Source organism: Acetobacter fabarum, from assembly GCF_040702925.2.
GTDB classification, from domain to species: domain Bacteria; phylum Pseudomonadota; class Alphaproteobacteria; order Acetobacterales; family Acetobacteraceae; genus Acetobacter; species Acetobacter fabarum_B.
The window spans coordinates 25,084-47,904 of sequence record NZ_JBFCXX020000017.1; the positions used below are offsets into that span (position 1 = coordinate 25,084).

A 22,821-nucleotide genomic window follows, 5' to 3' on the forward strand; every position below is an offset into this window, starting at 1 on the left:
CAACATCATTTCCAATGGTTGGAAATTACAGGAGAACGATCATGGCAGTTATTTCCGGTGACGGTGTTTTCTCTCATGTTTTTCTTGGGGCAGTGGATACTGCGGTATCCGCGAAATTCTATGACGCCGCGCTTGCGGCTCTGGGCATAAAAAACCTGGGGCCGTTCGGGCATGGGTGGATTCTGTATGGCCGCGAAAAGCCAGCCTTCATCATTGCACGTCCAGGCAACGGTGAAGCGCCCTCAAGCAACGGTGTCACCATCGGTTTTGCAGCAGCGACACCCGCCGAAGTGGAGGCTTTTCATGCCGCAGGTCTTGCCAATGGGGGAGCCGATGAAGGCGCACCCGGTCCGCGAAGCCACTTACCGGGCGCTTACGCTGCCTATCTCCGGGATCCGGCAGGGAACAAGATCTGCACTTATACCTTCACGGACGGTAACTGACATGCGCAAAAGGCAGTGAGAGCCATGGAACGCAAGGAAACACACGCCTCTTTTGGGGGCGTGCAGGAAGTCTGGCGACACAAGTCCGTGTCGTTGGGTGTGGAAGCAAACTTCGCGATCTACCTGCCGCCGCAGGCAAAAACTGAAAAGGTTCCCGTTCTTTACTGGCTCTCCGGTCTGACATGTACGGAGCAGAATTTCATTGGCAAGGCTGGCGCGCAACGCGTGGCCGCAGAACTGGGCATCGCCATTGTCGCGTCGGATACCAGTCCACGGGGCGTGGGTGTGGCTGATGACGATGCGTACGATCTTGGACAGGGTGCCGGATTTTACCTCAATGCGACGCAGGAGCCGTGGGCTGTGCATTATCGGATGTATGATTACGTCGTCACGGAACTTCCTGCGCTGATTGAGGCGAGCTTTCCGGTTACGCAGCAGCGAGGCATTGCGGGACATTCGATGGGTGGATTTGGCGCCATCATGATCGCGCTGCGTAATCCTGGCCGCTATCGTTCTGTGTCAGCCTTTTCACCCATTGTGGCACCAACGCAGGTACCATGGGGTGAAAAAGCATTCAGTGCTTATCTGGGGCCGGATCGTGCCAGTTGGGCAGCCTATGACCCGCTTGAACTTGTGCGGACAGCGAAGGAAAGACTGCCTGTTCTGATAGATCAGGGTCTGGCGGACCAGTTTCTGAAAGAACAGCTCAGGCCAGAACTGTTCCAGGAAGCCGCACAGAATGCAGGGCAGGAACTCATCCTGAATCTTCGTCCTGATTACGATCACAGCTATTATTTTGTAGCCAGTTTTATTGCAGATCATCTCAGATATTTCGTGAGTAAACTACGATGAATAGATTGTCTGTCTTTTGGGATCCGGAATTTTCTGGCTTTGAGTGGAGATGAAATCTGTTAGGGGCATCTTTCAAACTGTGAAATCAGCTGGCAGCTTGCCGTGTGGGCTTGAGCGTACCGTCGAAGAGCATGGACCTTTCGACGCGCCGGAGCATCGTAGGATATCTCAGATGTCATGGCGGAAAGGCGTTTTGAACTTCGATAACGAAACTCCGCAGTTTTGGGGTCATAGCAGGGCCGGCATTGTAAAGCAGATGCATCGGGCGACCAGGAACTCTCCACTGGGATAGAATGCGGACAAGGCGGCCAGAATCAAGTTCGGGCTTCAAGGCCTGTTCAGAACCCAATACTATGCCCTCTCCTGACAAGGTGAGGGCCAATAGAAAGCCCCAGTCGTTGGACGTCACAGTGCCAGAAACCATGACAGATCGTGTGCAGGTCTTTCGTATAAAGTGCCATGCTGTTCGTACAGAATTTGCAGAGTTTTCGTAGACAAGACACTGATGCCGGGCGAGTTCCTCAGGACTGTCCGGAGCGCCAAATTTTTCGAGATAGGCAGGCGCTGCGCAGACCGTGAGGGAATATGAGGCCAGAGGGCGACTGACGACCGTAAGATCGGGATCTGGCTCGCCAATACGAATGACAGCTTCATGGCCATCCAGCGTCGGATGAACCAGTTGATCCGTAAGGGATACTTGTAATCGTACCTTCGGGAATTTCTTCCGAAAATTATGTAGAAACATGGGGAACATGGTCCGCCCGAAGGTAACTGGTACGCTGACAGCAAGTGTACCACGTGGTTCGCCCAGCGTGTTGGCGGCAAGATTATCAGCACGCTCGACAGCCTTCAGGACGAGATGACATTGCTCGCAGTAAAGACTCCCTATTTCTGTGAGGCTCTGACGACGTGTCGTCCGATGGAGCAGGCGCGTGCCAAGATGACGCTCCAGAGCCTCTATATGTTTGGCCACCATCTGCGGCGATAAGGTCAGACGCTGAGCGGCCGCGGCAAAAGACCCCAGTTCCACAACCTTGATGAAAACCTTCATACTGGTCAAACGATCAAGCATTCATCATCCTCAGTTGTGACTGACATCTTCTATCGACAATTTATCTCTTAAAAAAGAGGAATATGTTGAGCCTGCTGATTGATCGGCAAGCATCTTCTCCGATGGAGCTCTTTAGAATGCCTATTTATCTTGTGCGAATGGATCATCCGGACGGCGACGGGTGGGGGCAGCATGTCGTGGCGCATGTGCTGTATCTCAAGCGCCTCATTCAGGAAGGTAGTCTTCTGGCTTCTGGTCCGCTGAAAGGCACCCCATTGCGGTCAGGTTTTCTGATCATGAAAGGTGCCAATCGGCAGGAGATTGAAGCGATGGTGGCTCGGGATCCGTTCTCGCCGGAAGGTTTGATCTGTGATCTTCGAATTGAAGAGTGGGATCCGCTGTTCGGTTGCCTGTCCAACCTATCGACCGGCAAACCGCCCGTGGAACTGCAATCTCTATTCCCATCCGAAGAACACTCATGATCTATGAAATGATTCGCTTTCGGACGGATGTTTTGGGAGTGCCAGCCCTCTCCCGTCTCCTGAAAGCACGGTTCTCGGATACCCTGAATCCTGTTGCGGGAAGCCTCACAGGGGTATGGCGAACGGAGATCGGTGAACTTGGAACGCTACTCCTGCTGCGTTCCTTTTCCTGTCAGGATGCCTTGCTTAAGGCGCGGCACAGAACACTGGAGTCCAGAACGCCCTTCGGTATCAAGATGAACGACGTTTTAATAGAAGCTGAGGCGTTTGAAGGCTTTCCGTTTCTTAAACCCCCGGAGTTTGGTGAATGTGGTGGACTCTATGAAATCCGAACTTACAGTTTAAAAGCTGGAGGGTTGGAACCGACCCTGAAAGCGTGGCAGAGTGCTCTGAAGCCTGCACAAGCCTATACCCGCCACCTGATCACCAACATGTTCGCGCTGGATGGTGCGTCACGCATCTGCCATATCTGGGCCTTCGACAGCTTTGAACAACGCAATATTCTGCGTCAGCAACATTACGTGGACGGACTTTGGCCGCCAAAAGGAGGGCCTGAGCAAATTATTCATGCCCAGTCCTGCCTTTGCTTACCGGAAACTTTCTCGCCATTACGGTGACGACGAAAAGCTCACAAATGTTCCCATGAATGACTGCTTTGCCAGCCTTGTCGCTTGATAACCGACATTCTGTTACCCCTCCCGTTGCCGTCGTTTTCTGCCGGGAAAAGGCTGCGGATTTTGGGTGCGTCCGGGCCTTTTAGAGTCAGAGGGCTGCGCGAAATTTCGTGACGGGTTGAGAGGGTGGGAGAGAGTCTCCTGTCCGCCCGTCATGGAGTTTTTCGCCATGGCGACCGCTATTCCCAAAATCAGCCTCAGTTCGTCCCGTGATATCCCGTTCAACCGGCTGGTCCTGTCCCAGTCCAATGTGCGGCGTGTGAAGTCCGGCCTGTCGATCGAGGAACTGGCCCGCGATATCGAGCGCCGCGGATTGCTGCAGAGCCTGAATGTCCGGCCAGTCGTTGACGATGCCGGGGTTGAGACCGGTACCTACGAAGTGCCGGCCGGTGGGCGTCGTTTTCGCGCGCTCGAACTGCTGGTGAAGCAGAAGAAACTGGCGAAAACGGCACCCGTGCCGTGCGTCGTGCGCGAGGCAGGGTCGGCCATTCTCGCCGAAGATGATTCCCTGGCCGAGAATGTCCAGCGGGTAGCCCTGCATCCGCTGGATCAGTTTCGCGCCTTTCGTGACATGCTGGAGAAGGGTATATCCGAGGAAGAAATCGCTGCCGCGTTCTTCGTCGCACCGACCGTGGTCAAACAGCGCCTGCGGCTGATGACGGTGTCGGACAAGCTGCTGGATATCTACGAGCAGGACGGCATGAAGCTGGAACAGTTGATGGCCTTTTCCATCAGCGATGACCATGCCCGTCAGGAACAGGTCTGGGAGATCGTGTCCCAGAGCCATAACCGCGAACCCTATGTCATCCGCCGCATGCTGACGGAAAAGACCGTGCGGGCTTCGGACGCCCGTGCCCGTTTCGTCGGGCTGGAGGCCTATATCGTAGCGGGTGGTCCCATCATGCGCGACCTGTTCGAGGCCGATGACGGCGGCTGGTTGCAGGATCCGGCCATTCTGGACCGGCTGGTCATGGAAAAGCTGCATGCAGCCGCCGAAGATATCCGTGCAGAGGGTTGGAAATGGGTCGAAACCGCCCTGTCATTCCCATGGGGCCACACACGGCAGTTTGCGGAGATCGATGGCACGGAAATGCCGCTGTCCGATGAGGAGACTGCCCGGCTTGCAGCCCTGCGCGCCGAGCAGGAAAGCATCGAGGCTGAATATGCCCAGGCTGATGAATACCCGGATGAGGTTGATGCAAGGCTGGGCGAGATCGAACAGGCCATCCTTGCCCTCGAAGAACGGCCTCTGGCGTTCGATCCCGCTGACATGGCGCGGGCGGGGGCCTTCGTAAGCCTCGCCAGCGATGGTACGTTGCAGTTGGAGCGGGGGTTTGTGCTCCCCGAGGACATGCCGGCTGAGCCGGAAGAGACCGATGATGCGGGCAACGCCGATCAATACAATTGCCCTGCGTATGATGGGCAGGAGCACGATAGCGCAGGCGATGGTTATCAGGAGGGGAAGAGCGATAGCATCTCTCCCGACGTGGAACCCGAGGAAGAAGACGGGATCAAGCCGCTGCCTGACCGGTTGCTTACCGAACTGACGGCCTGGCGCACGCTCGCCCTGCGGGACGCCTTTGCCAGCAACCCGCACATCGCGCTGACCGAACTGCTGCATACCTTGGTGCGCGATGTTTACTGGCAGACACCGGGTGCGGATTGCCTGGAAGCCTATGTCCGGGAAATCCCGCTGCCGGTCCATTCCTCCGACATGCCAGGCAGCCTGCCAGCCCACGCGCTGCGACAGCGTAACGATGGCTGGAAGCACGATCTGCCGGACGACGAAGACGCGCTGTGGCGCTGGATCGCCGGGCTGGATGATACCAGCCGCATGGCATTGCTGGCGCATTGCCTGTCCTTCGGGATTAACGCGCTCTATGAGCGCATGCCCGCCTATGGTGCGGTGTCCCAGCGCAGCGTGACCGAACGCCTCAAGCGGGCCAATCGACTGGCGTCGGCCCTCAGCCTTGATCTGATTGAGGCTGGCTGGCAGCCCACGGTCGAGAACTATCTCGGCCGGGTGACCAAGGCGCGCATCCTGCAGGCGGTGCGGGATGCACGTGGCGACGAAGCGGCTGACCGCATAGTTCATATGAAGAAGCCCGACATGGCGCGCGAGGCCGAGCGGCTGCTTGATGGTTCGGGCTGGCTGCCCGAGGCGTTGCGGACCGTGGGGCTGGCCGATCAGGCACAGGTTGAAACGGTGACGTCAGGCGGGGATATGGAGGCCATCGCCGCCGAGTGACGCAATGAGTTTTGGAATTGTGAGACAGCGGCTTCCGGTGCCCGGAAGCCGCTTTTTTCGTGTCCGGCATACCGGAAAGAGGGAGAGGTCGGCTTCGCCTTCTGTGCCGAATAACCGGCATAGAGGAGAGTTTTCCATGATCACAACCACCATCCTGTCCCCCGCGTCCCGTGGTGCCGCATCCGGCGGCTTCAGGATCGATCCTTCGCGTGGGGAGCGCAGTGCCCGCGTATCGTCCGAGTGGTTTTCCCGCCCCGATGACGAACGCTATCTGTCGCTGTCCGACCTGCATGCCGCGACCCTGGCGCGAGCAGATCGGGCCACGACCCGCACAGTGGAAAGCCGCGCCATTCGCGTGGAAGCCTCGCGCGACAATGCCGAGCGCCTGACCCTGACTGTACCGGGGCAGCAGGAGCCGATTGCCCCCACACACTGGTCGTTCGGCCAGATGTGCAGTCTGGTCAGCGCGCCATCGTCCTACCTGCGTAACCTTCCGGCTCCACTGGCGGCGATCAATCTCCAGCACGGCCTGCTGTCACACCGGGTTGAACTGATCAAAGCACTGGAAACCGAGGACGGCCGCGTGGAACTGCGCGCGGTCACCGGGCCAGATTACGGCCGCATCTGGGACCACGAACTGGTCGGCGCGGTGCGGAAAATTGCCGGTGACGGCACAGGTGATACCAACTGGAAGGTGCCCGGTGTCATCGACTGGGCGACCATGACCCATAATCCGTATGTGGATATCACGAAGGAGACGACGACGCTCTACGCATCAGATCGCGATGTTTTTCTGTTCCTCGTGGACGATACACACCCGATTGAGGCCGGACGCCTGCCCAATGGCGATCCCGATCTCTATTTCCGGGGTTTCTATGCGTGGAATTCTGAAGTCGGCAGTAAAAGCCTTGGTATTGCGTCATTTTACCTGCGCGGAGTGTGCCAAAATCGCATGCTCTGGGGCGTCGAAAATTTCGAACAGATCACGATCCGGCATAGCAAGTTTGCAGCATCCCGCTTCGTGCATCAGGCGACACCAGCGCTCCGGAATTTCGCCACGGCCAGCCCGGCCTCGTTTGTTTCCGGTATCCAGGCTTCGCGTCGGGCGCTGGTGGCCAGAACCGATGATGATCGCGAAAGTTTCCTGCGCCGTCGCGGGTTCTCGAAACCGGAAACCGCGAAGATCATCGAAGCCGTGCTGCACGAAGAGGGCCGCAAGCCCGAGAGCGTGTTCGATTTCGTGCAGGGTATTACCGCACTGGCACGCACAAAAGCCAATCAGGATACGCGGCTGGATCTGGAAGAAAAGGCCCGCAGGCTGATGGAGCGTGCGTCCTGAAAGCCGCTTTTCTGTATTTCCGCCAATACGTTTTTACGAGCCCGGCCCCTGCGCCGGGCTTTTTTCGTTTCGGGAGTTTTTCCGATGGCTGATTTTTTCACGCATTTTTCCTGCGTGCTCGACGTGGGCACGGTGGACAATGCCGCAAAGGGGCTCGATCTCTACAATGAATTCATGGACGAACTGGCGGCGGAAGACCCGCCCTCTGACGGTTTCATTCTGTCGATCGTGCCTGAATATGGCGGCACGAAACTCTGGATGCACGATGAGACGACCGGAGATCCGCATCAGGTTGTGGAGTTCGTGCTGCGCTGTGCGCGAACATTCCGGTTGCGGGGCCGATGGGGATTCCAGTGGGCCAATACGGCATCCCGCCCCCGGATCGGCGCCTTCAGCGGCGGCGCGCATCTGCTTGACCTTGGCAGGCGCAAAGCGATTTCATGGATGACCACTGATCGCTGGCTGGCGATTGCCCTGGACGGAGGCAATCCCGACACAGGAGGGCAAGGCGATGACTGGACATGATGCTGGGGATCTGGCTCACCGTCTGGCGGAGAACGCGGAGGCGGTATGCCGACGCTATCTGTCCGCCGGTCGCCGTCATGGCAATTACTGGCTGGTCGGTAACGTACGCAACACTCCCGGCCGGTCGCTGTTTGTCCGGCTGCACGATACCGCCAACGGCAGGGCCGGTAAGTGGACCGATGCGCAGTCTGGCGAGCATGGCGACCTGCTTGACGTGATCCGCGAAAGCCTCGGTCTGGTGGATTTCCGCGACGTGGTCGACGAGGCGCGCGCCTTCCTCAGTCTGCCTCGCCCTGATCCGGTGCCGCCGTCACAGGACCGGCCTGCCCGTGAGCGTGGTTCCGCCAGTTCGTCCGAAGCCGCGCGACGGCTCTGGGCCATGTCCGGGCCGATCGCGGGCACGTCCGTAGAAATGTATCTCCGCAGACGCGACATTACGCGTTTGCACGGAACCGCAGCCCTGCACTTCCATCCGCGCTGCTTTTACCGCCCGGACGAGGACAGTCCGACCGAGACCTGGCCCGCCATGATCACCGCCGTCACCGACCTCGACGGCACCCTGACCGGGGTTCATCGGACCTGGCTGGCGGCGGACGGGCGCGGCAAGGCGCCGGTCGATCATCCGCGCCGTGCCCTGGGCGACCTGCTCGGCAATGCCGTGCGCTTTGGCACGGTGTCCGACGTTCTGGCGGCGGGCGAGGGCATCGAGACGGTGCTCTCGCTCCATGAGATCATGCCCGCTCTGCCACTGGCCGCCTGCCTGTCCTCGGCGCATCTCGCCGCCATGATGTTTCCAAATACGCTGCGCCGCCTCTACGTGCTGCGCGATGACGATCCGGCCGGAGACCATGCGGTGACGATCCTGCAGACCCGGACGCAGGAAGCCGGGATCGAGTGCCTCGTGCTGTCACCGCGTCTGGCGGACTTCAACGATGATCTCCGCTACCTCGGGCGTGGCGCGATGCGGGCAATCCTGCATCCCCAGCTTGCCCCGCAGGACGTGGCGCGGTTTCTGCATCCCGTCACGCACTGAGGCGGCCCGGGAAGGGGGTGTGAGGGTCTTCTTCTTTCCGGTGTGCGCAGGGCTGTCCTGTTTCCGGATGGGGCGCGCCCGCGGCCTTTCTGGAAGGGGAGCGGGCGTCAGCCAGGCCGGGCCTGCAATGGCGGAACCGGCTATTTTCCGCCGCGCGTGCCGCGCTTTGCATCGCGAAGCAAAATAGCCGTCTCCCTGCCATCCTCCGCTGCGCTGCGGCCGCGCGTTGCGCGGTTCCGGCCCGGCCTTCGTCTGCCGCTGTCCGCCCCCGGAAAGGCCGCGAGGGGCGCGGCCAGAACCGGAGGACAGACCCATGACCCGCACACAGCACGATTTCGAACCCGCACACGCTACCTCTTCCACCGCTCATGTGCTGGCGGAACTCCAGCTTTACGGCCATCGTCCCTTCGAGGACGAGCCGGACGCGAGGCCGTTGCCCGACGCCAGCCAGATCGAGGGCGCGATTGCCGATATCTTCGATGCCCTGTCAGCCACACTGACCGACACGCGGCTGGAACCTGATCTCGAACCGCTGCTCTGGTCCACCGTCAACGTCTTTCACCGTATGGTCGGGCAGGTGGAGCGTGATCTTGACCGTAACGAGCAGGCGCAGAAACGCAGCCAGCAGGAACAGGATGGCAGCGAGATCCGCTCGGTGGAACTGGAGCGCCTCATCGCCGAGGGGCTGACCCTGCTGGAGCGACGCAATGCCTATGAGATATTCCGCGCCCTCGCCTGCGACCAGTTCGAACGCCTGACGATGTCGCCCTGGCGGCCACGCTCCGGCTCGCTGGTCAGCCGGAGCACCCTGACGGCGTCGATGATCGACAGCCGCGATTTCCTCAACGCCCGCCGCAAGGCCGAAACGGAGCTGCTCGTGCCACCCGGGCCAAAGGTCGCAGTGACCGGCGGGCTCGATTACGAGGACCATCTCCTGATCTGGAACCGGCTGGACAAGGTGCGTGAGAAGCATCCCGACATGGTGCTGCTGCATGGTGGCTCGCCCAAGGGCGCGGAATTCATCGCTTCCCGCTGGGCCGATCATCGCGAAATTCCACAGATTGCCTTCAAACCGGACTGGAACCGGCACGGCAAAGCCGCCCCGTTCCGGCGCAACGACGCCCTGCTGAAAGTCCTGCCCGTCGGCGTCATGGTATTTCCGGGTTCGGGCATTCAGGACAATCTGGCCGACAAGGCGAAGCAGATGGGTATCCCGGTCTGGCGGTTTCAGAAAAAGAATAGTGCCTGACAGGTTGTGAGGAAACCGTGCCGAGAAATCGGCACGGTAGCATAGGGCTACCGTATTGACGGTCTTTCAATGCCTGAAAGATAAGGCATGGCGCGTTTAACCCGGTTCTGCCGTCGATCCCGATCGACAACATTGACCTTATACCTTGAAACACGCCTGATTGACTTAGTGATATCTACAACTTGCTTTTTTTCGGTTTCGGCTGATGAAGCCTTCTTTTCACATTCGGCTTCAATGCGTTTCGAACATCCTTGTCGACGGTTGCAAGATCGAACCACTCGGGATCGAAATGGCCACCACACCAGGCCTTGGTTTCCCGATGCTCGGGATCCTTGGGGGAGCCGATTACCTCCAGAAACTGCTCATAGCCTGGAATGCCGCCGACATCCTCAGGCGGACGGGCTCGCGCGCCGTCAACACAGGTCGCGTGCTGGGGAGCGCTTTCGAGGAAAAGCAGATTTTCGATTTCTACGGTATGGCGCCAGTCGTCGCCAAAATCATAGACGTAGGTGAACGCCGTGCCCGCGTTGCGGAAATCTCGCAACCGGACCTGGCGCTCGTCAAAGACCTGAGGATCGCCGATGGCCGATCCTTCCGCAGCCTCAATGGCATTTCCGTAACGCAGTCCCCCGATCTCGAACTCATGGAGATGATAATTCCACCAGTTAAAGGCCGCCTGGATCGCGAGGTGAAGCTGCTCCAGGTTCCACGCACTAGGCACGACGAGACGCCGCCAGACGGCTGGTTCGATATCGTCGATTGAGACTCTGATCTGCATAGCATTGGGAGGTCCAAACATGGTTTCAAGAAAAATGGTAATTCCTGATAAAGTCAAGAAAGTTGCGTGTGGCGGGGTGTAAGATCAGTGCTGATTTCTCGGCACGGTTTTTACAGAGCGTGGTGGGCATTATTTCCACGACGGTTTGTAAAACCGTCATGATACATGAAGTCTGACGTCTGAGCCGCAATGACGTCGGGCTCCCCAGTTCCTGCGCACCTGATGGCGGTAGGCACGTTCGCCCGCCCCCTGGAAGTCCCCGCCCGGAGAACCGGCGGGACGGAGTTCGATGGCAGCCCCGTGTGTCTGCGGGGACGGTCCATGGGGATGAAACGCCCGCGCCAACCCCATCGGTGAAAGGGCCGGGACGGCAGGCAGCGAACGAGGGATCATCCGGCCCGCTCTAACGGGATGCGCTTGTGCCGGGAGCGGGGGCCTGTCGCACCGCACGGGCAACCCTGCCCATGAGCGGGTGAAAAGGGGGCGTAACATCGGGGACGGCAAAAACGACCACCGGACGGGGCCAGTTTCCCAAAATGCCAGCGTGACAGTCTCGCGCCAGATCGCATCGTCCCCCCACCTGTCGGACCGGTCATGCCGGCATCGTATCTCTTTGGGGCTGGCGGGTCCGCACACCATGGCCTCTGTCGGATGGCTGATCTAGCCGAAGACCGGCTGCGCCTCGATCGGCTGGCCGCAACGGCGTTCCAGAACTTTCTTCCCCTGCCGGCTGCGCCGTCATTCCTCGCGAAACAAGAAAGTTCCGGCCCTGCCGTCCTCCGCTGCGCTTCGGCCCCGAGGGGTGCTCTGCCGCTCGCCTCCGGCTGGTCGATCGCCATCGAGGCCACGGTGGTCGCGGCCCGATAACAGCATGGAGATACGACAATGGCTAACATCGGTTCCTTCAAGAAGGTGGGCGAAGGCTTCGAAGGCGAAATCGTCACCCTGGCCCTGCAGGCCCGCAACGTCCGTCTGGTGGCCGAAACCAACCGCGCCAACGACAACGCCCCCAACTACCGCGTCTACCTCGGACGGGTAGAACTCGGTGCCGCCTGGACCCGCCGCTCCAGCGAAGGCCGCACCTATCTGAGTCTGAAGCTGGACGATCCCTCCTTCGCCGCCCCGATCTTCGCCAACCTGTTCACCGACGAGGAGGGCGAGGGCTACTCGCTCATCTGGACCCGGCCCCGCAGCCGGAACGGGGAGTAAGCGCCCCACCACCAACCCCGCCCGGTCTCCCCGGGCGGGGCCTTCCGGGCTTTCATTTTCCCACGTGCTTTTCCGGGGCGCGGGCGGCAGTGCAGGTCGCCCGACGTGAGACGCAGGAGGAACACGGGGCTTTCCCTCAGCCTTCCCATTGTACCATGCGCGAGGGCGAACCGCGTCAAGGACGCGTGGTCCCCCCAATTTTGCCCGATGCACCCTTCGGGCGCACCGCACAAAATCGGCTCCCCCACACGCCGGCAAGCCGGTCGCCTTCGGCGATCCCTGACCCGGTCCACCCCGGCATGAGCCGTCCGTCCTGTCTTCGAAAAACGAAAGGAGCAGGACGATGACCACGCTACACGACCAGATCCAGATGCTGCGCGCCGAACTGACCAGCTTTCACCTGAGCCGCCGCGAGCGCCGGCAGATCGAGCGCGAACTGAACGAGGCGCTTGCACGATGCGCAACAGAGCGCGACGACGAGACGGCCCCCGCATAGAGCGGGGGTCTTTTTGCATGGTCGCCAATACAATCGGGAACCAGACGCCGACTCTCTTTCGGTATCCCCCTGAAAGAACGATGTTGAATATCCACAAAGCGACTATTATAGTCGTATTTCTGGTGTGCAGGCTCCGCGTGTCGGATGTGATCGTGGATGATCACTGGCCGACAGGTAAGGGCGGCACGGGCACTCCTGAACTGGACACAGGAAAGGCTCGCTGAAAAGGCCCTCGTAGCATTGACCGCGCTCAAGCGCCTAGAATCCGAACGCGGTCTGGGCGTTCATGAGGGCACGATCGATCAGGTCCGTCGCGCGCTGGAAGCGGCGGGCATTCTGTTCATCGAGTCCGGACAGGGACGCGGCGTCATGTTTCTTAACGAGACTTCCGATATCCAGACGCGGCAGGGTAGGGGGCGTAGTCGGGCGGAATCGCCCTGATCTGTTCCGTTCATGTCATTCCTTCCCCGTTGGGCGTGCTGATTTCTGGCGGGGTCATGCAAACCTGGCCGGTCGGCAATCCCGATCTTTGTTATCGAACCGATCTGGCAGCGGTATCGTGAGGAACCGCCATGACCGACCCGTCTTTCCTTGACCATCCCCCTCTCACCGAACGGGTAAACGCCTACGACGAAGCGCATCTCGGGCTTTACCTGCGCCTTCTGGTCGCGGACGAGGAAGGGGCGGACTGGCGCGAAGTCGTTGCGGTGCTGTTCGAAATTGACCCGGTTCGCGAACCGCTGCGTGCGAAAGCCGTTCATGGCAGGCATCTGGCACGGGCGCGCTGGATGAGCGAAGCCGGTTTCCAGTATCTGCTGCAACCGCGCCTGCAATAGCCGGGCTTCGCCCCGGCACCCGCATCTGCCCTGCGCTTCTCTCCCCGATAAAAAATCAGGGTCTATGCACTCCCGCTCCCGCTCTGGCTGATGGAAGCTTCCCCTTTTGCCGCATGGGGGGACAGACAGGGAGGCCCGCATGCCAACACCTTTATGGCGTTCACCGGAACTGCGCGACCATATCAGCCGTCTGGACCGCTCCGGTTTCGCCGTCGAATTTCTCCGCCGTAACACCACCTATCGCCGCGACTATGCCCGCCTGCAACGGCGGATCGGCCGTCGGGGCGTGGATTCCGCCGCCGAGTGCGCGGCGTTCTCCCGACGCTGGGGGCTCTGCTTTTGTCCATGCGCCCGATGAACCCGTCCCTCAGGGGCGCATGATCTGGCGGCCCGAGGTTTCACCGGCCACACTGATCCTCACGCCCGCGCCATCGGATTTCGCCATCGTGACCCCGATCAATCCGGCGGTGCTTGGAACCCTTCTGGCCCGTCATGATGCGGAAGACGACGCGTGGTTGGTGATCGGCGATGTGGCTGGCAATCTTTACCTTCGGCTTCTGAGCCCGCTGGCTATCGTTCGACCCGCCGTGCTCCTGCCGATGGACGACGCCGCTGAACTGCGTCTCGACGTGGCGCTGCGTTTCTTTCGCAGGCAGCGCGGCCAGCGCGTTGGCCTGCTTCCGCGCGCCCTCCAGTTGACCCCGTTGCAACGTGCGCGGCAGATACTGCTCCTTCTCGCCTTCGATATTCACGAAGCGGGCGGCACCGTCCGCGATATCGCCATTGCGGCCAATCGTTCATGGCAGGCGGATTTACCGGCGGTCGAATGGCGCAACACGGCGGCGCGTCGCCATGCGGAGCGCCTGCTTCTTGACGCCCGGAACCGGGTCAAAGGCGGTTATCTGGATTTTCTACGCGGAAAATAGTGCTGCCTGTTTTCGCTCCTTCCCGCTGCGATCCCCCATTTTCCCCACGCTGCTTCACGCCCGGCTCCGCGCGGTATCGCCCATGCACGTCCCGGTACACGAAGGGTGGACACTGAGTCCGAAAAATCTTCGTCCACCCCCAACGCCTGCTTTCTTCGCCACCGTCATCCCGATCCGCCGCATCATTCCTGCGGCGCTTCGAGACCAGATGGAGGCATACCATGCTCGACAGACACGCGCCGTCACCGGCACGCTACCTGCGCACACATCAGGCCGCGCAGATTCTAGGCCTTTCTCCCCGCACGCTGGAAAAATACCGCTGCCATGGCAGTGGTCCGACCTTCCGCAAGCTTGGCGGTCGTGTCGTCTACCTGATCGACGACCTCGACGCCTGGGCTACCGCCAGCGCCTGCCGGTCCACCTCTGATCCGAATTATGACGAGGCCCGCTCTGCCGGCCTTAATCGCCGGTGAGGGGAGGATGGACATGCAGGCCCGCCACATCCTCACGGCCAGTGAGCGCAGCAGGCTCCTGCCGTTCGTTGTCGCCAGCGGCGAGATCAGCCCGCGCGACCAGCGCGATCTGATGGAACGACCGTTTTTCTCCCTGTCCAAAAAGAAGCGCACGACGCCAATCCTCTACGCGGCAGGGGACACGCGCGTAGAGGTGTTCGGCATGCCCGAGCACGGCATGGCGACGATCTGGGACGCTGACGTGCTGATCTGGGCCGCCAGCCAGATCGTCGAAGCGGAAAATCTCGGTCTGACCACCTCGCGCTTTCTGCGCTTCACGCCTTACCAGTTGCTCACCGGTATCGGCCGACAGACTGGGGCGCGGGATTATGGGCTGCTCAGGGCGGCACTTGCCCGGCTCCAGTCCACCGTGGTCGCCACCACGATCCGCAACGGCCAGAACTGGCGACGGCAGCAGTTTTCCTGGATTACCGAGTGGGAAATCTGCGCCAGCCGGAATGGTCGCGCCGCTGGTGTCGAGATCGTCATTCCCGAATGGCTGTATCGCGGTGTCATCGACCGTTCGCTGGTGCTGGCCATCGACCCGGCCTATTTCCGGCTGACGGGCGGCATCGAGCGTTGGCTCTACCGTGTCGCCCGCAAACACGCGGGTCGCCAACGTACCGGCTGGGCTTTCGAGATCGGGCATCTGCACCAGAAATCCGGCAGCCTGATGCGTCCCTCGGATTTTGCCATCCAGATCCGGCGTGCCGCCGCCTGCCAGCCCTTGCCTGGCTATCGCCTGAGCATTGAACGTGCCGGCGTGCGCGAGTTGCTGCGCATCCTGCCGACTGACTTATCCACACATCCTGTGGACAACTATGTGGATGGTATCGGGACTTCGCACGCATCCACTATCGGGACATTACACGCAGGACTATCGGGACTTCACACGCACAAACCCCAGCTAAGTCTTTGGCCGGAAACGGCGATTCCAGCCCTTAACTTATCTAACTTAGACTCTAACTCTTATGTTGATGGGAAGCGCCGTTCTGCGGATAACGCGTCTCGCCCATCCATTGCGCCCTTCAAGGGGCCGGGAGACGGGCCATGAGCAGACAATCTCCCATCTCCCACCGGCATCCGGCGACACTGACGCATGTCGAACTGACCTGGATCGACAGGCGCATCGAACACTGGCTGCGCTTCGGGCATTGCAGCGACGAGCATATCCTTGATGACCGCCGCCGCATTTCCAGCTTTGCGCCAGGAAGTGTTTTCGCCTTTGTGCGCTGGGCGTCCAATGACCTCGGTATCACCGTCTCCCGACTGGATATCGTGCGGGCCGTCAGGGCTGGTGAAGTGTTCCAGACTTTGCCGTTCGTGCGTCCTGGCGGCGAAATCCTCCTGCGTGTCGATAGCTGGCCACGGGTCGAACATGTGCTTCGGGCGGTCGATGCCATTGAAGCGCTGGGTCTCGATCCGGCGGATGCAGCGCCCGAATACTGGCGGCATCTCCACCATCGCATCACTGCCGGACATGAGCCCCGTGCCTATACGCGGGCGCAGCATTCAGCATGGCTCAAGCGGCGGCAGGTGACGTCATGACCCGGCGCGGCTGGTTCTTTGCGACCTATTTCGCCGTGCTCGGCGTGGGTGCGTCAATGGTCCTTCATCCTGCGCCACGCCTGATCTGGAACGAGACGGCGAGCGTGCCCGTCGGGTTGTACCGATTGCATAGGAACCCCACACCGCATGTCGGTGATCTGGTCGCCGTCCGTCTGCCTGCGCAGGAGGCGATGCTGCTGGCAACGCGCGGCTATCTCCCTCTCGGTGTGCCCCTGCTCAAACCTGTAGCGGCTATCTCAGGGCAGTCCGTGTGCCGTACGGGGCAGCGCGTAACCATCGACGGGCACTTCGCTGGCGACGCGCAATCCGGCGATCATTGGGGACGTCCGCTACCCGTCTGGCAGGGGTGCCGGCATCTCGCTTCCGGGGAAGTCTTCGTCATGAACCCGGCCGAGCCACGCAGTCTCGATGGTCGGTATTTCGGCCCGTTGCCCGTTTCCACCGTCATCGGTCGCGCCACCCCGGTCTGGCTTCCATCGGGGAGCCAGCAATCTGTCAACGTGATCTTCAATCCATCCACGAAAGGGCAATGAGATGGCTCAGATCGGTCTTTTCACGCGCACGAAAACCGGCTTTGCCGGGCGCATCCGCACCCTCAGCGTGGCGCAGGATATCCTTCTTGTTCCGGCCGAGTTTTCCGACGCCGAACATGCGCCGGATTACCGCATCCATCTCACCGATGCCGATGGTCCGGAGGTTGGTGCGGGCTGGAAACGCACCGGCGAGAGGGCTGGTGAATACATCGCAGTAGCCCTCGACGATCCCGCCTTTGCACAACCGATCCGTGCCAATCTCTTCCGTGCCGGTGGGGAGCGTGCGGTCTGGGTGCTGAACTGGACGCGTCCGTCAAAACGTGCCGAACGCGGGGAGTAAGGCAATGCGATGCACGGTTCTCCTCGCTGTCGGTGTCATTGCAATCGGCGTATCGGGCGCATCTGACCCGTCATGGGCAGCATCGGTTCCAGCGCCCGCTGACACTGATCCTTATGCTGCCGTGATCGCTGAAGCCGTGCAGCGTTTTGATATTCCCGCGACGTGGATACGGGCTGTGATGAGCGCTGAGAGCGGTGGTGATATTAGCGCGATTTCATCGAAAGGCGCGCGTGGACTCATGCAGATCATGCCCGCGACATGGAACGATCTGCGTGCTCGCTACGGGTTGAGAAGCGATCCGTTCGATGTGCATGACAACATTCTCGCGGGCGCCGCGTTCCTGCGCGAGATGCACGATCGTTATGGCTCTCCGGGCTTTCTGGCAGCCTATAATGCCGGGCCGGGACGCTATGAGGATTATCGCGATCGGCAACGCCCGCTGCCACCCGAAACGCGCGCCTATGTCGCCGGATTGCTGCCTCTGATCGGTCAGGACGGTGCAGATTCATTGATGTCGGTTTCGCATCCCGACCCGCTGTTCTGGACCCGCGCGCCGATTTTCGCCGTGCAGTCGGACGATGTGGGGCAGGGCGTTCCGGTTGCAATGAAGCTGCCGTCGCATGGTGTTCGAAGTGATATCATCGCGCATGGTCTCGCGCCTGTCAGGCCGCTTTCCGATGGGTTGTTCGTTGTCTCTTCCGCATCGGGGGCAACGCCATGAATGCGCGTCCAGGCATCCTTCCCCTTGCCGGTTTGCGGTGGTTCGTGGAGGGCGATCGGGGCAGGGGCCAGCATCGCGGATTGGGTGCTGGCAGGGTGGAACAGGCACTTTGGGGCGGGGTTAAGGAGAGGCGAGATAAAAGGGCGCACATTGCGCCTCGGTTGGGGTGTCGGTTTTCCTGCGTTTTTTCGTTCTTTCAGCAATGTTTCCTCTTCTTTGGCAATGTTTGCCGACCCTGTTTTCCTTTGTTGCACCAGCCTTTTTCGCACATTGGAGGGTCCAATGGCCCGCGAGAATGACTTCCGGCCCCGTCTGGGTCGCATCCGCTCGCCGCGCGCCCAGCGGCTCAAGCCCTTCGTCGCCCAGGCCCTTGCTTCGGCCCAGCGTGCCGGTGGCGGCGGGTTCCGCTCGGGCCGCAACGGCAGTGGTTCCCGTTCGTCCTTCGGGCGTGGCCGCATCGCGGCAGCCAGGGCCAATCGCCTGCTGACCAGCCGAGCCCGCCGCGTGACCGTCAAGGCCCGTGTCGTACGCCATAGCGGGCGCAAGGCGCCGCTCGCCGCCCATCTGCGTTACCTGCGCCGGGAAGGGGTCACGAAGGACGGTGAGAAGGCACGGCTCTTTGGTCCCGGCATCGACGATGCCGACCCGAAGGCGTTCGCCGAACGCTGCGAGGACGACCGTCACCATTTCCGTTTCATCGTCTCGCCCGAGGACGCGCCCGACATGGCCGACCTCAAGGGCTATGCCCGCGAACTGGTCGGGCAGATGGAAAAAGACTTCGGCACGAAACTGGACTGGGTGGGGGTGGATCACTGGAACACGCAGCACCCCCACGTCCATATCCTCGTGCGCGGTGTAGCCGAGGATGGCAGCGACCTTGTCATCTCGCGGGATTATATCAAAGACGGGTTGCGCGCCCGTGCCCAGGATCTGGTGACGCAGGAACTCGGGCAGCGCAATGACATCGAAATTCACCGCGCCCTCGAACGTCAGGTCGATTCCGAATACTGGACCCAGCTTGACCGGCAGCTTCAGCGCGATGCGGGGCGCGATGGCGTCATCGACACGGCGCCTTCGCCTGGTGAGCAGCCCGATCCGTTCGGGGCATTGAAGGTCGGACGCCTGCGTCGGCTGGAAGGGCTTGGTCTCGCCCATCAGGTTGGAGAGGGGCAATGGTTGCTGGATGAGACGGCCGAGGCGACGCTGCGTGAACTGGGCGAACGCGGCGACATCATCAAGCGCATTCACCGTTCCCTGGCCGAGCGCGGGATCGAGCGGAGCACGTCGAGTTATGTGCTGGCGGGCGAAAGCCTGGATGTTCCCGTCATCGGCAGGCTGGTTGATCGTGGTCTGGACGATGAACTGAAAGGCACGGCCTATGCGGTCATCGACGGCGTGGACGGGCGTACGCATCATATCCGCTTTCCCGATCTCGATGCGACCGGGGACAGTGTAATGGGTTCGGTGGTGGAACTGCGCGCCTTCGATGACCGGAAGGGGCAACGGCGTGTGGCGCTGGCTGTGCGGTCTGATCTGTCGATCGAGGATCAGGTGATGGCGCGAGGGGCCACCTGGCTCGACCGGCAGGCAGTGGCGCGCGACCCTGTTGCATTGGGGCAGGCGGGCTTTGGCGCCGAGGTCCGTGAGGCGATGGAGCGCCGGGCGGAGCAACTGATTGAGCAGGGTCTTGCCGAACGTCACACGCAGCGGGTGGTTCTGGCGCGCAACTTGATCGGGACGCTCAGGGACCGGGAGGTCCGGGAAGTTGGAGAGCGGCTGGCCGTCGAGACGGGACGGACATTCAGCCAGTCGGGTTCGGGGGAGTATGTCACCGGCACCTATCGTCAGCGCATGGTGCTGGCCTCGGGTCGCTATGCGATGATTGATGACGGGCTTCAGTTCCAGCTTGTGCCCTGGACGCCATCGCTGGAGAAGCAGCAGGGCAGGCACGTCTCCGGTGTCGCGCGCGACAATGGCGGGATTGACTGGAGCTTCACCCGGAACAGGGGGCTGGGTTTGTGAACCAGCGCTCCTGTCAGTCCGGCTGGGGTTCCCACGGGTTGAGCAGGGGGACACCGCATGGCAGGAAATCCGCGACGTTGCGGGTCACGACCGTCTTGCCATGAACCAGCGCGGTCGCGGCGATGAGGGCATCACGTTCCGAACGGGGATCGGGGACATGGAGCCGGGCGCAGCGCAGGGCTACGGATGTATCGACGGGAAAAATACGCCCTTCGAACGCAGGAAGGACATGCTGTTCCAGCCAGGTCCGCAGGATCGTGCCAGTGGCTCCGTCGCGGCGCTCCACGCGCAGGATGCCGTTTTCCAGTTCCATGACGGTGATGGCGGAGAGATACAGATCTTCTGCCTCCACGCTATCCGCCCATGCCGCGACATTCGGGTCGGCTTTCCCGGCACGGATTTTTCTCAGTTCTGAAACGACGTTCGTGTCCAGCAGGAACATCAGGAAAAATCGGCCGGGCGGAGTGTGATATTGGCGCGAGGCGGATCGAATGCGATGTCCGCAGCTTCCGGCATCGCCAGAGCGTCCGCGATCTTGCGCGGATGGTGTGTCAGACGGCGGTATTCCTCAATACTGAGCAGGACATGGGCCGTGCGTCCCCTGTCGGTGATGAACACCGGTCCCTCGGCCGCCGCCTTCTTGGCCCGGCTGGTGTCCTGGTTGAACTCGCGGCTTGAAAGTGTGGTGATGCTCATGTCCGGCCTCCAGACTGCAATGTAGGAACATTACTACATAATGAGAGGGAGTGCCAGAAAATCCATGTCTGGTCGGGGTTCGCATCATCGTTGGCCGCAGCACCCGTCCAGCCACAAGACCCGGTTATCATTCGACTCCCGCGACCTTCGCTCAATGTGATGACGGTCTGGGCCGCACCGGACAAGTATTTTTTCCCTGCCATGCGCCGGGATGCGACGACGCGGGAAAAGCCCTTGCGGAACGGAAAATGGCCGCCCGACCTGTTCCTGCGCAAGGAGGAATCGAAAATGCCGGGAACCAAAATTCAATGGGGACAGGTCGCGGTGGTCCTGTCCATTGTCGTCCTGTCCTGGTGGGCCGCGACCCAATGGACGGCCTGGGAACTGGGCTTCCAGCCTGAACTCGGTCGGCCCTGGTTCGTGCTGTTCCATCACTGGTCGGTCTACGCGCCGCCGCTGTTTTTCTGGTGGTGGTTCGAATTCGACGCCTATGCCCCGAACGTCTTTGCGCGCGGGGCGTGGATGGCCGGATCGGGTGGGGTGCTGGCTTTCGCCGCCGCCGTGACGCTGTCGGTCCATCGCGCCCGTGAAGCCAGGAAAATCGAAACCTACGGGTCGGCACGCTGGGCAGAGCCGGAGGAAATCGCCCAGGCCGGGCTGCTTGACCCGGACGGGGTGGTGCTGGGTCGTTATCGCAAAACCTATCTGCGCCATGACGGGCCGGAACATGTCCTGACCTTCGCGCCAACGCGCAGTGGCAAGGGCGTGGGCATGGTCATCCCGACCCTTCTGACCTGGTCCGGTTCAGCCATCGTCCATGACATCAAGGGGGAAAACTGGGAACTGACGGCGGGATTCCGCGCCCGTTTCGGTCGCGTCGTGCTGTTTGATCCGACCAATGCGGCCTCCTCGGCCTACAACCCCTTGCTGGAGATCCGGCGTGGGGAATGGGAAGTCCGGGACGCCCAGAACGTCGCCGATATTCTGGTGGACCCGGAGGGCAGTCTGGAGAAGCGCAATCACTGGGAGAAGACCTCACACTCCCTGCTGGTCGGCGCCATCCTGCATGTCCTCTATGCCGAGCCGGACAAGACGCTGGCCGGTGTCGCCAATTTCCTGTCGGACCCGAAGCGTCCGATCGCGACCACGCTGTCGGTGATGATGCGGACAAACCATCTGGGCGAGAAGGGGTCACATCCTGTTGTGGCGTCGGCCGCGCGGGAGCTGCTGAACAAATCACCAAATGAACGCTCGGGCGTGCTGTCCACCGCCATGTCCTTCCTTGGCCTGTACCGTGATCCGGTGGTCGCGGAAGTGACACGCCGCTGCGAATGGCGCATTGCCGATATCGTTGGTGGGGACCGCCCGGTGACGCTTTACCTGACCGTGCCGCCTTCGGATATCAGCCGCACCAAACCGCTGATCCGTCTGGTGCTGAACCAGATCGGACGACGCCTGACGGAAGATCTCGACGCCGCGGCACAGCGCCGGCGGCTCCTGCTGATGCTCGACGAATTCCCAGCCCTCGGGCGGCTGGATTTCTTTGAATCGGCGCTGGCCTTCATGGCGGGCTACCGGATCAAGAGCTTCCTGATCGCCCAGTCCCTCAATCAGATCGAGCGGGCCTACGGACCGAACAATTCAATCCTCGACAACTGCCATGTCCGGGTGAGTTTTGCCACCAATGACGAACGCACGGCAAAACGTGTGTCGGATGCGCTCGGCACCGCCACCGAGATGAAGGCGATGAAGAACTACGCCGGGCACAGGTTGTCGCCCTGGCTGGGGCATCTGATGGTCTCGCGCTCGGAAACCGCGCGCCCGCTTCTGACAGCAGGCGAGATTATGCAACTTTCCCCGTCCGATGAGATCGTTATGGTCTCCGGCCTCTATCCGATCCGCGCGAAGAAGGCCCGTTATTTCGAGGATGTGCGCTTTCAGGAGCGTATTCTGCCGCCGCCGAAGACCACGCGTCCCAAAGATGGTTGCCCGGATGACTGGAGCAACCACCCTCTTCCGCCCAGACCGCCTGCGTCAGACGCGGCGACTGAAGCGGCGGTGATGCACGACGATGAAGAAGACCCGAAGCAGTCTGCCCGACGTCGCCAGCCAGAACTAGGTGAGGGAACGGTCGAGAAAAAGGAGCCGATGGAAAATGAATTCGCACCCGACCCGACTGACGAATTCGACGACATCGCGCCCCGTAACAACCGGATGAACGATCTCATGCGCGGTGTCGCCCGGCAGGCATCGCTCGACCGTGGCGACGAGTTGGAACTGTGAGGCA

The 22,821-nt window shown here is 61.1% G+C and carries 28 protein-coding genes; 24 read left to right on the forward strand and 4 right to left on the reverse strand.

All coding sequences use genetic code 11. The features are described 5' to 3' along the window. Nucleotides 1-41: 41 nt before the first annotated feature. On the forward strand, nucleotides 42-443 hold the full coding sequence (locus tag AB2L51_RS11515; protein ID WP_039733238.1) for a VOC family protein: 402 nt from the start codon (nucleotides 42-44) through the stop codon (nucleotides 441-443). 24 nt (nucleotides 444-467) lie between these two features. Further along, the gene (fghA, locus tag AB2L51_RS11520) at nucleotides 468-1,295 is read left to right on the forward strand and encodes an S-formylglutathione hydrolase (RefSeq protein WP_039733239.1); all 828 of its coding nucleotides are present in this window, start codon (nucleotides 468-470) and stop codon (nucleotides 1,293-1,295) included. A 175-nt stretch (nucleotides 1,296-1,470) separates the two neighbouring features. Here fghA and AB2L51_RS11525 read toward each other — a convergent pair whose 3' ends face one another. Next, nucleotides 1,471-2,367 carry a LysR family transcriptional regulator gene (locus AB2L51_RS11525; RefSeq protein WP_082084838.1) on the reverse strand — a complete coding sequence of 299 codons (897 nt, stop codon included), beginning with the start codon at nucleotides 2,365-2,367 and terminating at the stop codon, nucleotides 1,471-1,473. A gap of 101 nt (nucleotides 2,368-2,468) precedes the next feature. On the opposite strand from AB2L51_RS11525, the gene AB2L51_RS11530 reads away from it, so the two are divergent. The 7 genes from AB2L51_RS11530 (at nucleotide 2,469) to AB2L51_RS11560 (ending at nucleotide 9,896) form a co-directional block, all read left to right on the forward strand. Further along, nucleotides 2,469-2,828 carry a YciI family protein gene (locus AB2L51_RS11530; RefSeq protein WP_039733242.1) on the forward strand — a complete coding sequence of 120 codons (360 nt, stop codon included), beginning with the start codon at nucleotides 2,469-2,471 and terminating at the stop codon, nucleotides 2,826-2,828. After that, nucleotides 2,825-3,445, forward strand: a complete 621-nt coding sequence (locus AB2L51_RS11535; RefSeq protein ID WP_039733240.1) for an NIPSNAP family protein — start codon at nucleotides 2,825-2,827, stop codon at nucleotides 3,443-3,445. The genes AB2L51_RS11530 and AB2L51_RS11535 overlap by 4 nt, the downstream gene beginning before the upstream one ends. A gap of 226 nt (nucleotides 3,446-3,671) precedes the next feature. Beyond that, nucleotides 3,672-5,750, forward strand: a complete 2,079-nt coding sequence (locus AB2L51_RS11540; protein WP_034932831.1) for a ParB/RepB/Spo0J family partition protein — start codon at nucleotides 3,672-3,674, stop codon at nucleotides 5,748-5,750. Between the two features lie 136 nt (nucleotides 5,751-5,886). After that, a complete protein-coding gene (locus AB2L51_RS11545) occupies nucleotides 5,887-7,089 on the forward strand; it encodes a DUF932 domain-containing protein (RefSeq protein ID WP_395582633.1) in 1,203 nt (400 codons plus the stop codon). 84 nt (nucleotides 7,090-7,173) lie between these two features. Next, on the forward strand, nucleotides 7,174-7,614 hold the full coding sequence (locus AB2L51_RS11550; protein WP_034932795.1) for a hypothetical protein: 441 nt from the start codon (nucleotides 7,174-7,176) through the stop codon (nucleotides 7,612-7,614). Continuing rightward, on the forward strand, nucleotides 7,601-8,647 hold the full coding sequence (locus tag AB2L51_RS11555; RefSeq protein WP_034932798.1) for a DUF7146 domain-containing protein: 1,047 nt from the start codon (nucleotides 7,601-7,603) through the stop codon (nucleotides 8,645-8,647). Before AB2L51_RS11550 ends, AB2L51_RS11555 begins: the two co-directional genes overlap by 14 nt. Nucleotides 8,648-8,960: 313 nt before the next feature. After that, nucleotides 8,961-9,896 (forward strand): DUF2493 domain-containing protein, encoded by a 936-nt coding sequence (locus tag AB2L51_RS11560; protein ID WP_034932802.1) that lies wholly within the window; start codon nucleotides 8,961-8,963, stop codon nucleotides 9,894-9,896. Between the two features lie 175 nt (nucleotides 9,897-10,071). Here AB2L51_RS11560 and AB2L51_RS11565 read toward each other — a convergent pair whose 3' ends face one another. Beyond that, nucleotides 10,072-10,731, reverse strand: a complete 660-nt coding sequence (locus AB2L51_RS11565; protein WP_408874557.1) for a plasmid pRiA4b ORF-3 family protein — start codon at nucleotides 10,729-10,731, stop codon at nucleotides 10,072-10,074. A 594-nt stretch (nucleotides 10,732-11,325) separates the two neighbouring features. On the opposite strand from AB2L51_RS11565, the gene AB2L51_RS11570 reads away from it, so the two are divergent. From AB2L51_RS11570 to AB2L51_RS11640, 14 genes are all read left to right on the forward strand, one after another. After that, nucleotides 11,326-11,541: a hypothetical protein gene (locus tag AB2L51_RS11570; protein ID WP_034932806.1), complete on the forward strand. Its 216-nt coding sequence runs from the start codon at nucleotides 11,326-11,328 to the stop codon at nucleotides 11,539-11,541. 18 nt (nucleotides 11,542-11,559) lie between these two features. After that, nucleotides 11,560-11,883 (forward strand): DUF736 domain-containing protein, encoded by a 324-nt coding sequence (locus tag AB2L51_RS11575; protein ID WP_034930119.1) that lies wholly within the window; start codon nucleotides 11,560-11,562, stop codon nucleotides 11,881-11,883. A 343-nt stretch (nucleotides 11,884-12,226) separates the two neighbouring features. Beyond that, on the forward strand, nucleotides 12,227-12,379 hold the full coding sequence (locus tag AB2L51_RS11580; RefSeq protein ID WP_395582632.1) for a hypothetical protein: 153 nt from the start codon (nucleotides 12,227-12,229) through the stop codon (nucleotides 12,377-12,379). An 80-nt stretch (nucleotides 12,380-12,459) separates the two neighbouring features. Then, nucleotides 12,460-12,603 (forward strand): hypothetical protein, encoded by a 144-nt coding sequence (locus tag AB2L51_RS11585; protein WP_253545869.1) that lies wholly within the window; start codon nucleotides 12,460-12,462, stop codon nucleotides 12,601-12,603. 348 nt (nucleotides 12,604-12,951) lie between these two features. Beyond that, nucleotides 12,952-13,215, forward strand: a complete 264-nt coding sequence (locus AB2L51_RS11595; protein ID WP_034932810.1) for a hypothetical protein — start codon at nucleotides 12,952-12,954, stop codon at nucleotides 13,213-13,215. Nucleotides 13,216-13,354: 139 nt separating this feature from the next. Further along, nucleotides 13,355-13,573 (forward strand): transcriptional regulator domain-containing protein, encoded by a 219-nt coding sequence (locus AB2L51_RS11600; protein WP_075595803.1) that lies wholly within the window; start codon nucleotides 13,355-13,357, stop codon nucleotides 13,571-13,573. Nucleotides 13,574-13,592: 19 nt separating this feature from the next. Beyond that, on the forward strand, nucleotides 13,593-14,141 hold the full coding sequence (locus AB2L51_RS11605) for a DUF2285 domain-containing protein (protein WP_223846632.1): 549 nt from the start codon (nucleotides 13,593-13,595) through the stop codon (nucleotides 14,139-14,141). 221 nt (nucleotides 14,142-14,362) lie between these two features. Further along, entirely contained in the window at nucleotides 14,363-14,614 is a 252-nt protein-coding gene (locus AB2L51_RS11610; RefSeq protein WP_084149793.1) for a helix-turn-helix transcriptional regulator, read from the forward strand. 13 nt (nucleotides 14,615-14,627) lie between these two features. After that, the gene (locus AB2L51_RS11615) at nucleotides 14,628-15,707 is read left to right on the forward strand and encodes a replication initiator protein A (RefSeq protein ID WP_124306680.1); all 1,080 of its coding nucleotides are present in this window, start codon (nucleotides 14,628-14,630) and stop codon (nucleotides 15,705-15,707) included. Next, the gene (locus tag AB2L51_RS11620) at nucleotides 15,704-16,201 is read left to right on the forward strand and encodes a DUF2840 domain-containing protein (protein ID WP_095350274.1); all 498 of its coding nucleotides are present in this window, start codon (nucleotides 15,704-15,706) and stop codon (nucleotides 16,199-16,201) included. Before AB2L51_RS11615 ends, AB2L51_RS11620 begins: the two co-directional genes overlap by 4 nt. Then, nucleotides 16,198-16,755 carry a S26 family signal peptidase gene (locus AB2L51_RS11625; RefSeq protein WP_095350278.1) on the forward strand — a complete coding sequence of 186 codons (558 nt, stop codon included), beginning with the start codon at nucleotides 16,198-16,200 and terminating at the stop codon, nucleotides 16,753-16,755. Before AB2L51_RS11620 ends, AB2L51_RS11625 begins: the two co-directional genes overlap by 4 nt. A 1-nt stretch (nucleotide 16,756) precedes the next feature. After that, nucleotides 16,757-17,095: a DUF736 domain-containing protein gene (locus AB2L51_RS11630; RefSeq protein ID WP_095350273.1), complete on the forward strand. Its 339-nt coding sequence runs from the start codon at nucleotides 16,757-16,759 to the stop codon at nucleotides 17,093-17,095. A gap of 4 nt (nucleotides 17,096-17,099) precedes the next feature. Beyond that, complete coding sequence (locus tag AB2L51_RS11635; protein ID WP_395582631.1) at nucleotides 17,100-17,816, forward strand: lytic transglycosylase domain-containing protein; 717 nt, start codon at nucleotides 17,100-17,102, stop codon at nucleotides 17,814-17,816. Between the two features lie 282 nt (nucleotides 17,817-18,098). Beyond that, complete coding sequence (locus AB2L51_RS11640) at nucleotides 18,099-19,838, forward strand: relaxase/mobilization nuclease domain-containing protein (RefSeq protein WP_395582630.1); 1,740 nt, start codon at nucleotides 18,099-18,101, stop codon at nucleotides 19,836-19,838. Nucleotides 19,839-19,851: 13 nt separating this feature from the next. Here AB2L51_RS11640 and AB2L51_RS11645 read toward each other — a convergent pair whose 3' ends face one another. After that, nucleotides 19,852-20,280, reverse strand: coding sequence for a type II toxin-antitoxin system VapC family toxin (locus tag AB2L51_RS11645; protein ID WP_007397912.1), 429 nt, complete (start codon nucleotides 20,278-20,280; stop codon nucleotides 19,852-19,854). Beyond that, complete coding sequence (locus AB2L51_RS11650) at nucleotides 20,280-20,534, reverse strand: type II toxin-antitoxin system Phd/YefM family antitoxin (protein WP_010517990.1); 255 nt, start codon at nucleotides 20,532-20,534, stop codon at nucleotides 20,280-20,282. The genes AB2L51_RS11645 and AB2L51_RS11650 overlap by 1 nt, the downstream gene beginning before the upstream one ends. A 288-nt stretch (nucleotides 20,535-20,822) precedes the next feature. Between AB2L51_RS11650 and AB2L51_RS11655 the strand changes: the two genes are divergently transcribed. Beyond that, nucleotides 20,823-22,817: a conjugal transfer protein TraG gene (locus AB2L51_RS11655; protein WP_395582643.1), complete on the forward strand. Its 1,995-nt coding sequence runs from the start codon at nucleotides 20,823-20,825 to the stop codon at nucleotides 22,815-22,817. The last annotated feature ends 4 nt before the right edge of the window (nucleotides 22,818-22,821 follow it).

What these genes read in the sequence shown, in the direction of transcription:
- AB2L51_RS11515 (WP_039733238.1), top strand. Translation starts at nt 42, where the DNA reads ATGGCAGTTATTTCCGGTGACGGTGTTTTCTCTCATGTTTTTCTTGGG.
- fghA (WP_039733239.1), top strand. Translation starts at nt 468, where the DNA reads ATGGAACGCAAGGAAACACACGCCTCTTTTGGGGGCGTGCAGGAAGTC.
- AB2L51_RS11525 (WP_082084838.1), bottom strand. Translation starts at nt 2,367, where the DNA reads ATGCTTGATCGTTTGACCAGTATGAAGGTTTTCATCAAGGTTGTGGAA.
- AB2L51_RS11530 (WP_039733242.1), top strand. Translation starts at nt 2,469, where the DNA reads ATGGAGCTCTTTAGAATGCCTATTTATCTTGTGCGAATGGATCATCCG.
- AB2L51_RS11535 (WP_039733240.1), top strand. Translation starts at nt 2,825, where the DNA reads ATGATCTATGAAATGATTCGCTTTCGGACGGATGTTTTGGGAGTGCCA.
- AB2L51_RS11540 (WP_034932831.1), top strand. Translation starts at nt 3,672, where the DNA reads ATGGCGACCGCTATTCCCAAAATCAGCCTCAGTTCGTCCCGTGATATC.
- AB2L51_RS11545 (WP_395582633.1), top strand. Translation starts at nt 5,887, where the DNA reads ATGATCACAACCACCATCCTGTCCCCCGCGTCCCGTGGTGCCGCATCC.
- AB2L51_RS11550 (WP_034932795.1), top strand. Translation starts at nt 7,174, where the DNA reads ATGGCTGATTTTTTCACGCATTTTTCCTGCGTGCTCGACGTGGGCACG.
- AB2L51_RS11555 (WP_034932798.1), top strand. Translation starts at nt 7,601, where the DNA reads ATGACTGGACATGATGCTGGGGATCTGGCTCACCGTCTGGCGGAGAAC.
- AB2L51_RS11560 (WP_034932802.1), top strand. Translation starts at nt 8,961, where the DNA reads ATGACCCGCACACAGCACGATTTCGAACCCGCACACGCTACCTCTTCC.
- AB2L51_RS11570 (WP_034932806.1), top strand. Translation starts at nt 11,326, where the DNA reads ATGGCTGATCTAGCCGAAGACCGGCTGCGCCTCGATCGGCTGGCCGCA.
- AB2L51_RS11575 (WP_034930119.1), top strand. Translation starts at nt 11,560, where the DNA reads ATGGCTAACATCGGTTCCTTCAAGAAGGTGGGCGAAGGCTTCGAAGGC.
- AB2L51_RS11580 (WP_395582632.1), top strand. Translation starts at nt 12,227, where the DNA reads ATGACCACGCTACACGACCAGATCCAGATGCTGCGCGCCGAACTGACC.
- AB2L51_RS11585 (WP_253545869.1), top strand. Translation starts at nt 12,460, where the DNA reads ATGTTGAATATCCACAAAGCGACTATTATAGTCGTATTTCTGGTGTGC.
- AB2L51_RS11595 (WP_034932810.1), top strand. Translation starts at nt 12,952, where the DNA reads ATGACCGACCCGTCTTTCCTTGACCATCCCCCTCTCACCGAACGGGTA.
- AB2L51_RS11600 (WP_075595803.1), top strand. Translation starts at nt 13,355, where the DNA reads ATGCCAACACCTTTATGGCGTTCACCGGAACTGCGCGACCATATCAGC.
- AB2L51_RS11605 (WP_223846632.1), top strand. Translation starts at nt 13,593, where the DNA reads ATGATCTGGCGGCCCGAGGTTTCACCGGCCACACTGATCCTCACGCCC.
- AB2L51_RS11610 (WP_084149793.1), top strand. Translation starts at nt 14,363, where the DNA reads ATGCTCGACAGACACGCGCCGTCACCGGCACGCTACCTGCGCACACAT.
- AB2L51_RS11615 (WP_124306680.1), top strand. Translation starts at nt 14,628, where the DNA reads ATGCAGGCCCGCCACATCCTCACGGCCAGTGAGCGCAGCAGGCTCCTG.
- AB2L51_RS11620 (WP_095350274.1), top strand. Translation starts at nt 15,704, where the DNA reads ATGAGCAGACAATCTCCCATCTCCCACCGGCATCCGGCGACACTGACG.
- AB2L51_RS11625 (WP_095350278.1), top strand. Translation starts at nt 16,198, where the DNA reads ATGACCCGGCGCGGCTGGTTCTTTGCGACCTATTTCGCCGTGCTCGGC.
- AB2L51_RS11630 (WP_095350273.1), top strand. Translation starts at nt 16,757, where the DNA reads ATGGCTCAGATCGGTCTTTTCACGCGCACGAAAACCGGCTTTGCCGGG.
- AB2L51_RS11635 (WP_395582631.1), top strand. Translation starts at nt 17,100, where the DNA reads ATGCGATGCACGGTTCTCCTCGCTGTCGGTGTCATTGCAATCGGCGTA.
- AB2L51_RS11640 (WP_395582630.1), top strand. Translation starts at nt 18,099, where the DNA reads ATGGCCCGCGAGAATGACTTCCGGCCCCGTCTGGGTCGCATCCGCTCG.
- AB2L51_RS11645 (WP_007397912.1), bottom strand. Translation starts at nt 20,280, where the DNA reads ATGTTCCTGCTGGACACGAACGTCGTTTCAGAACTGAGAAAAATCCGT.
- AB2L51_RS11650 (WP_010517990.1), bottom strand. Translation starts at nt 20,534, where the DNA reads ATGAGCATCACCACACTTTCAAGCCGCGAGTTCAACCAGGACACCAGC.
- AB2L51_RS11655 (WP_395582643.1), top strand. Translation starts at nt 20,823, where the DNA reads ATGCCGGGAACCAAAATTCAATGGGGACAGGTCGCGGTGGTCCTGTCC.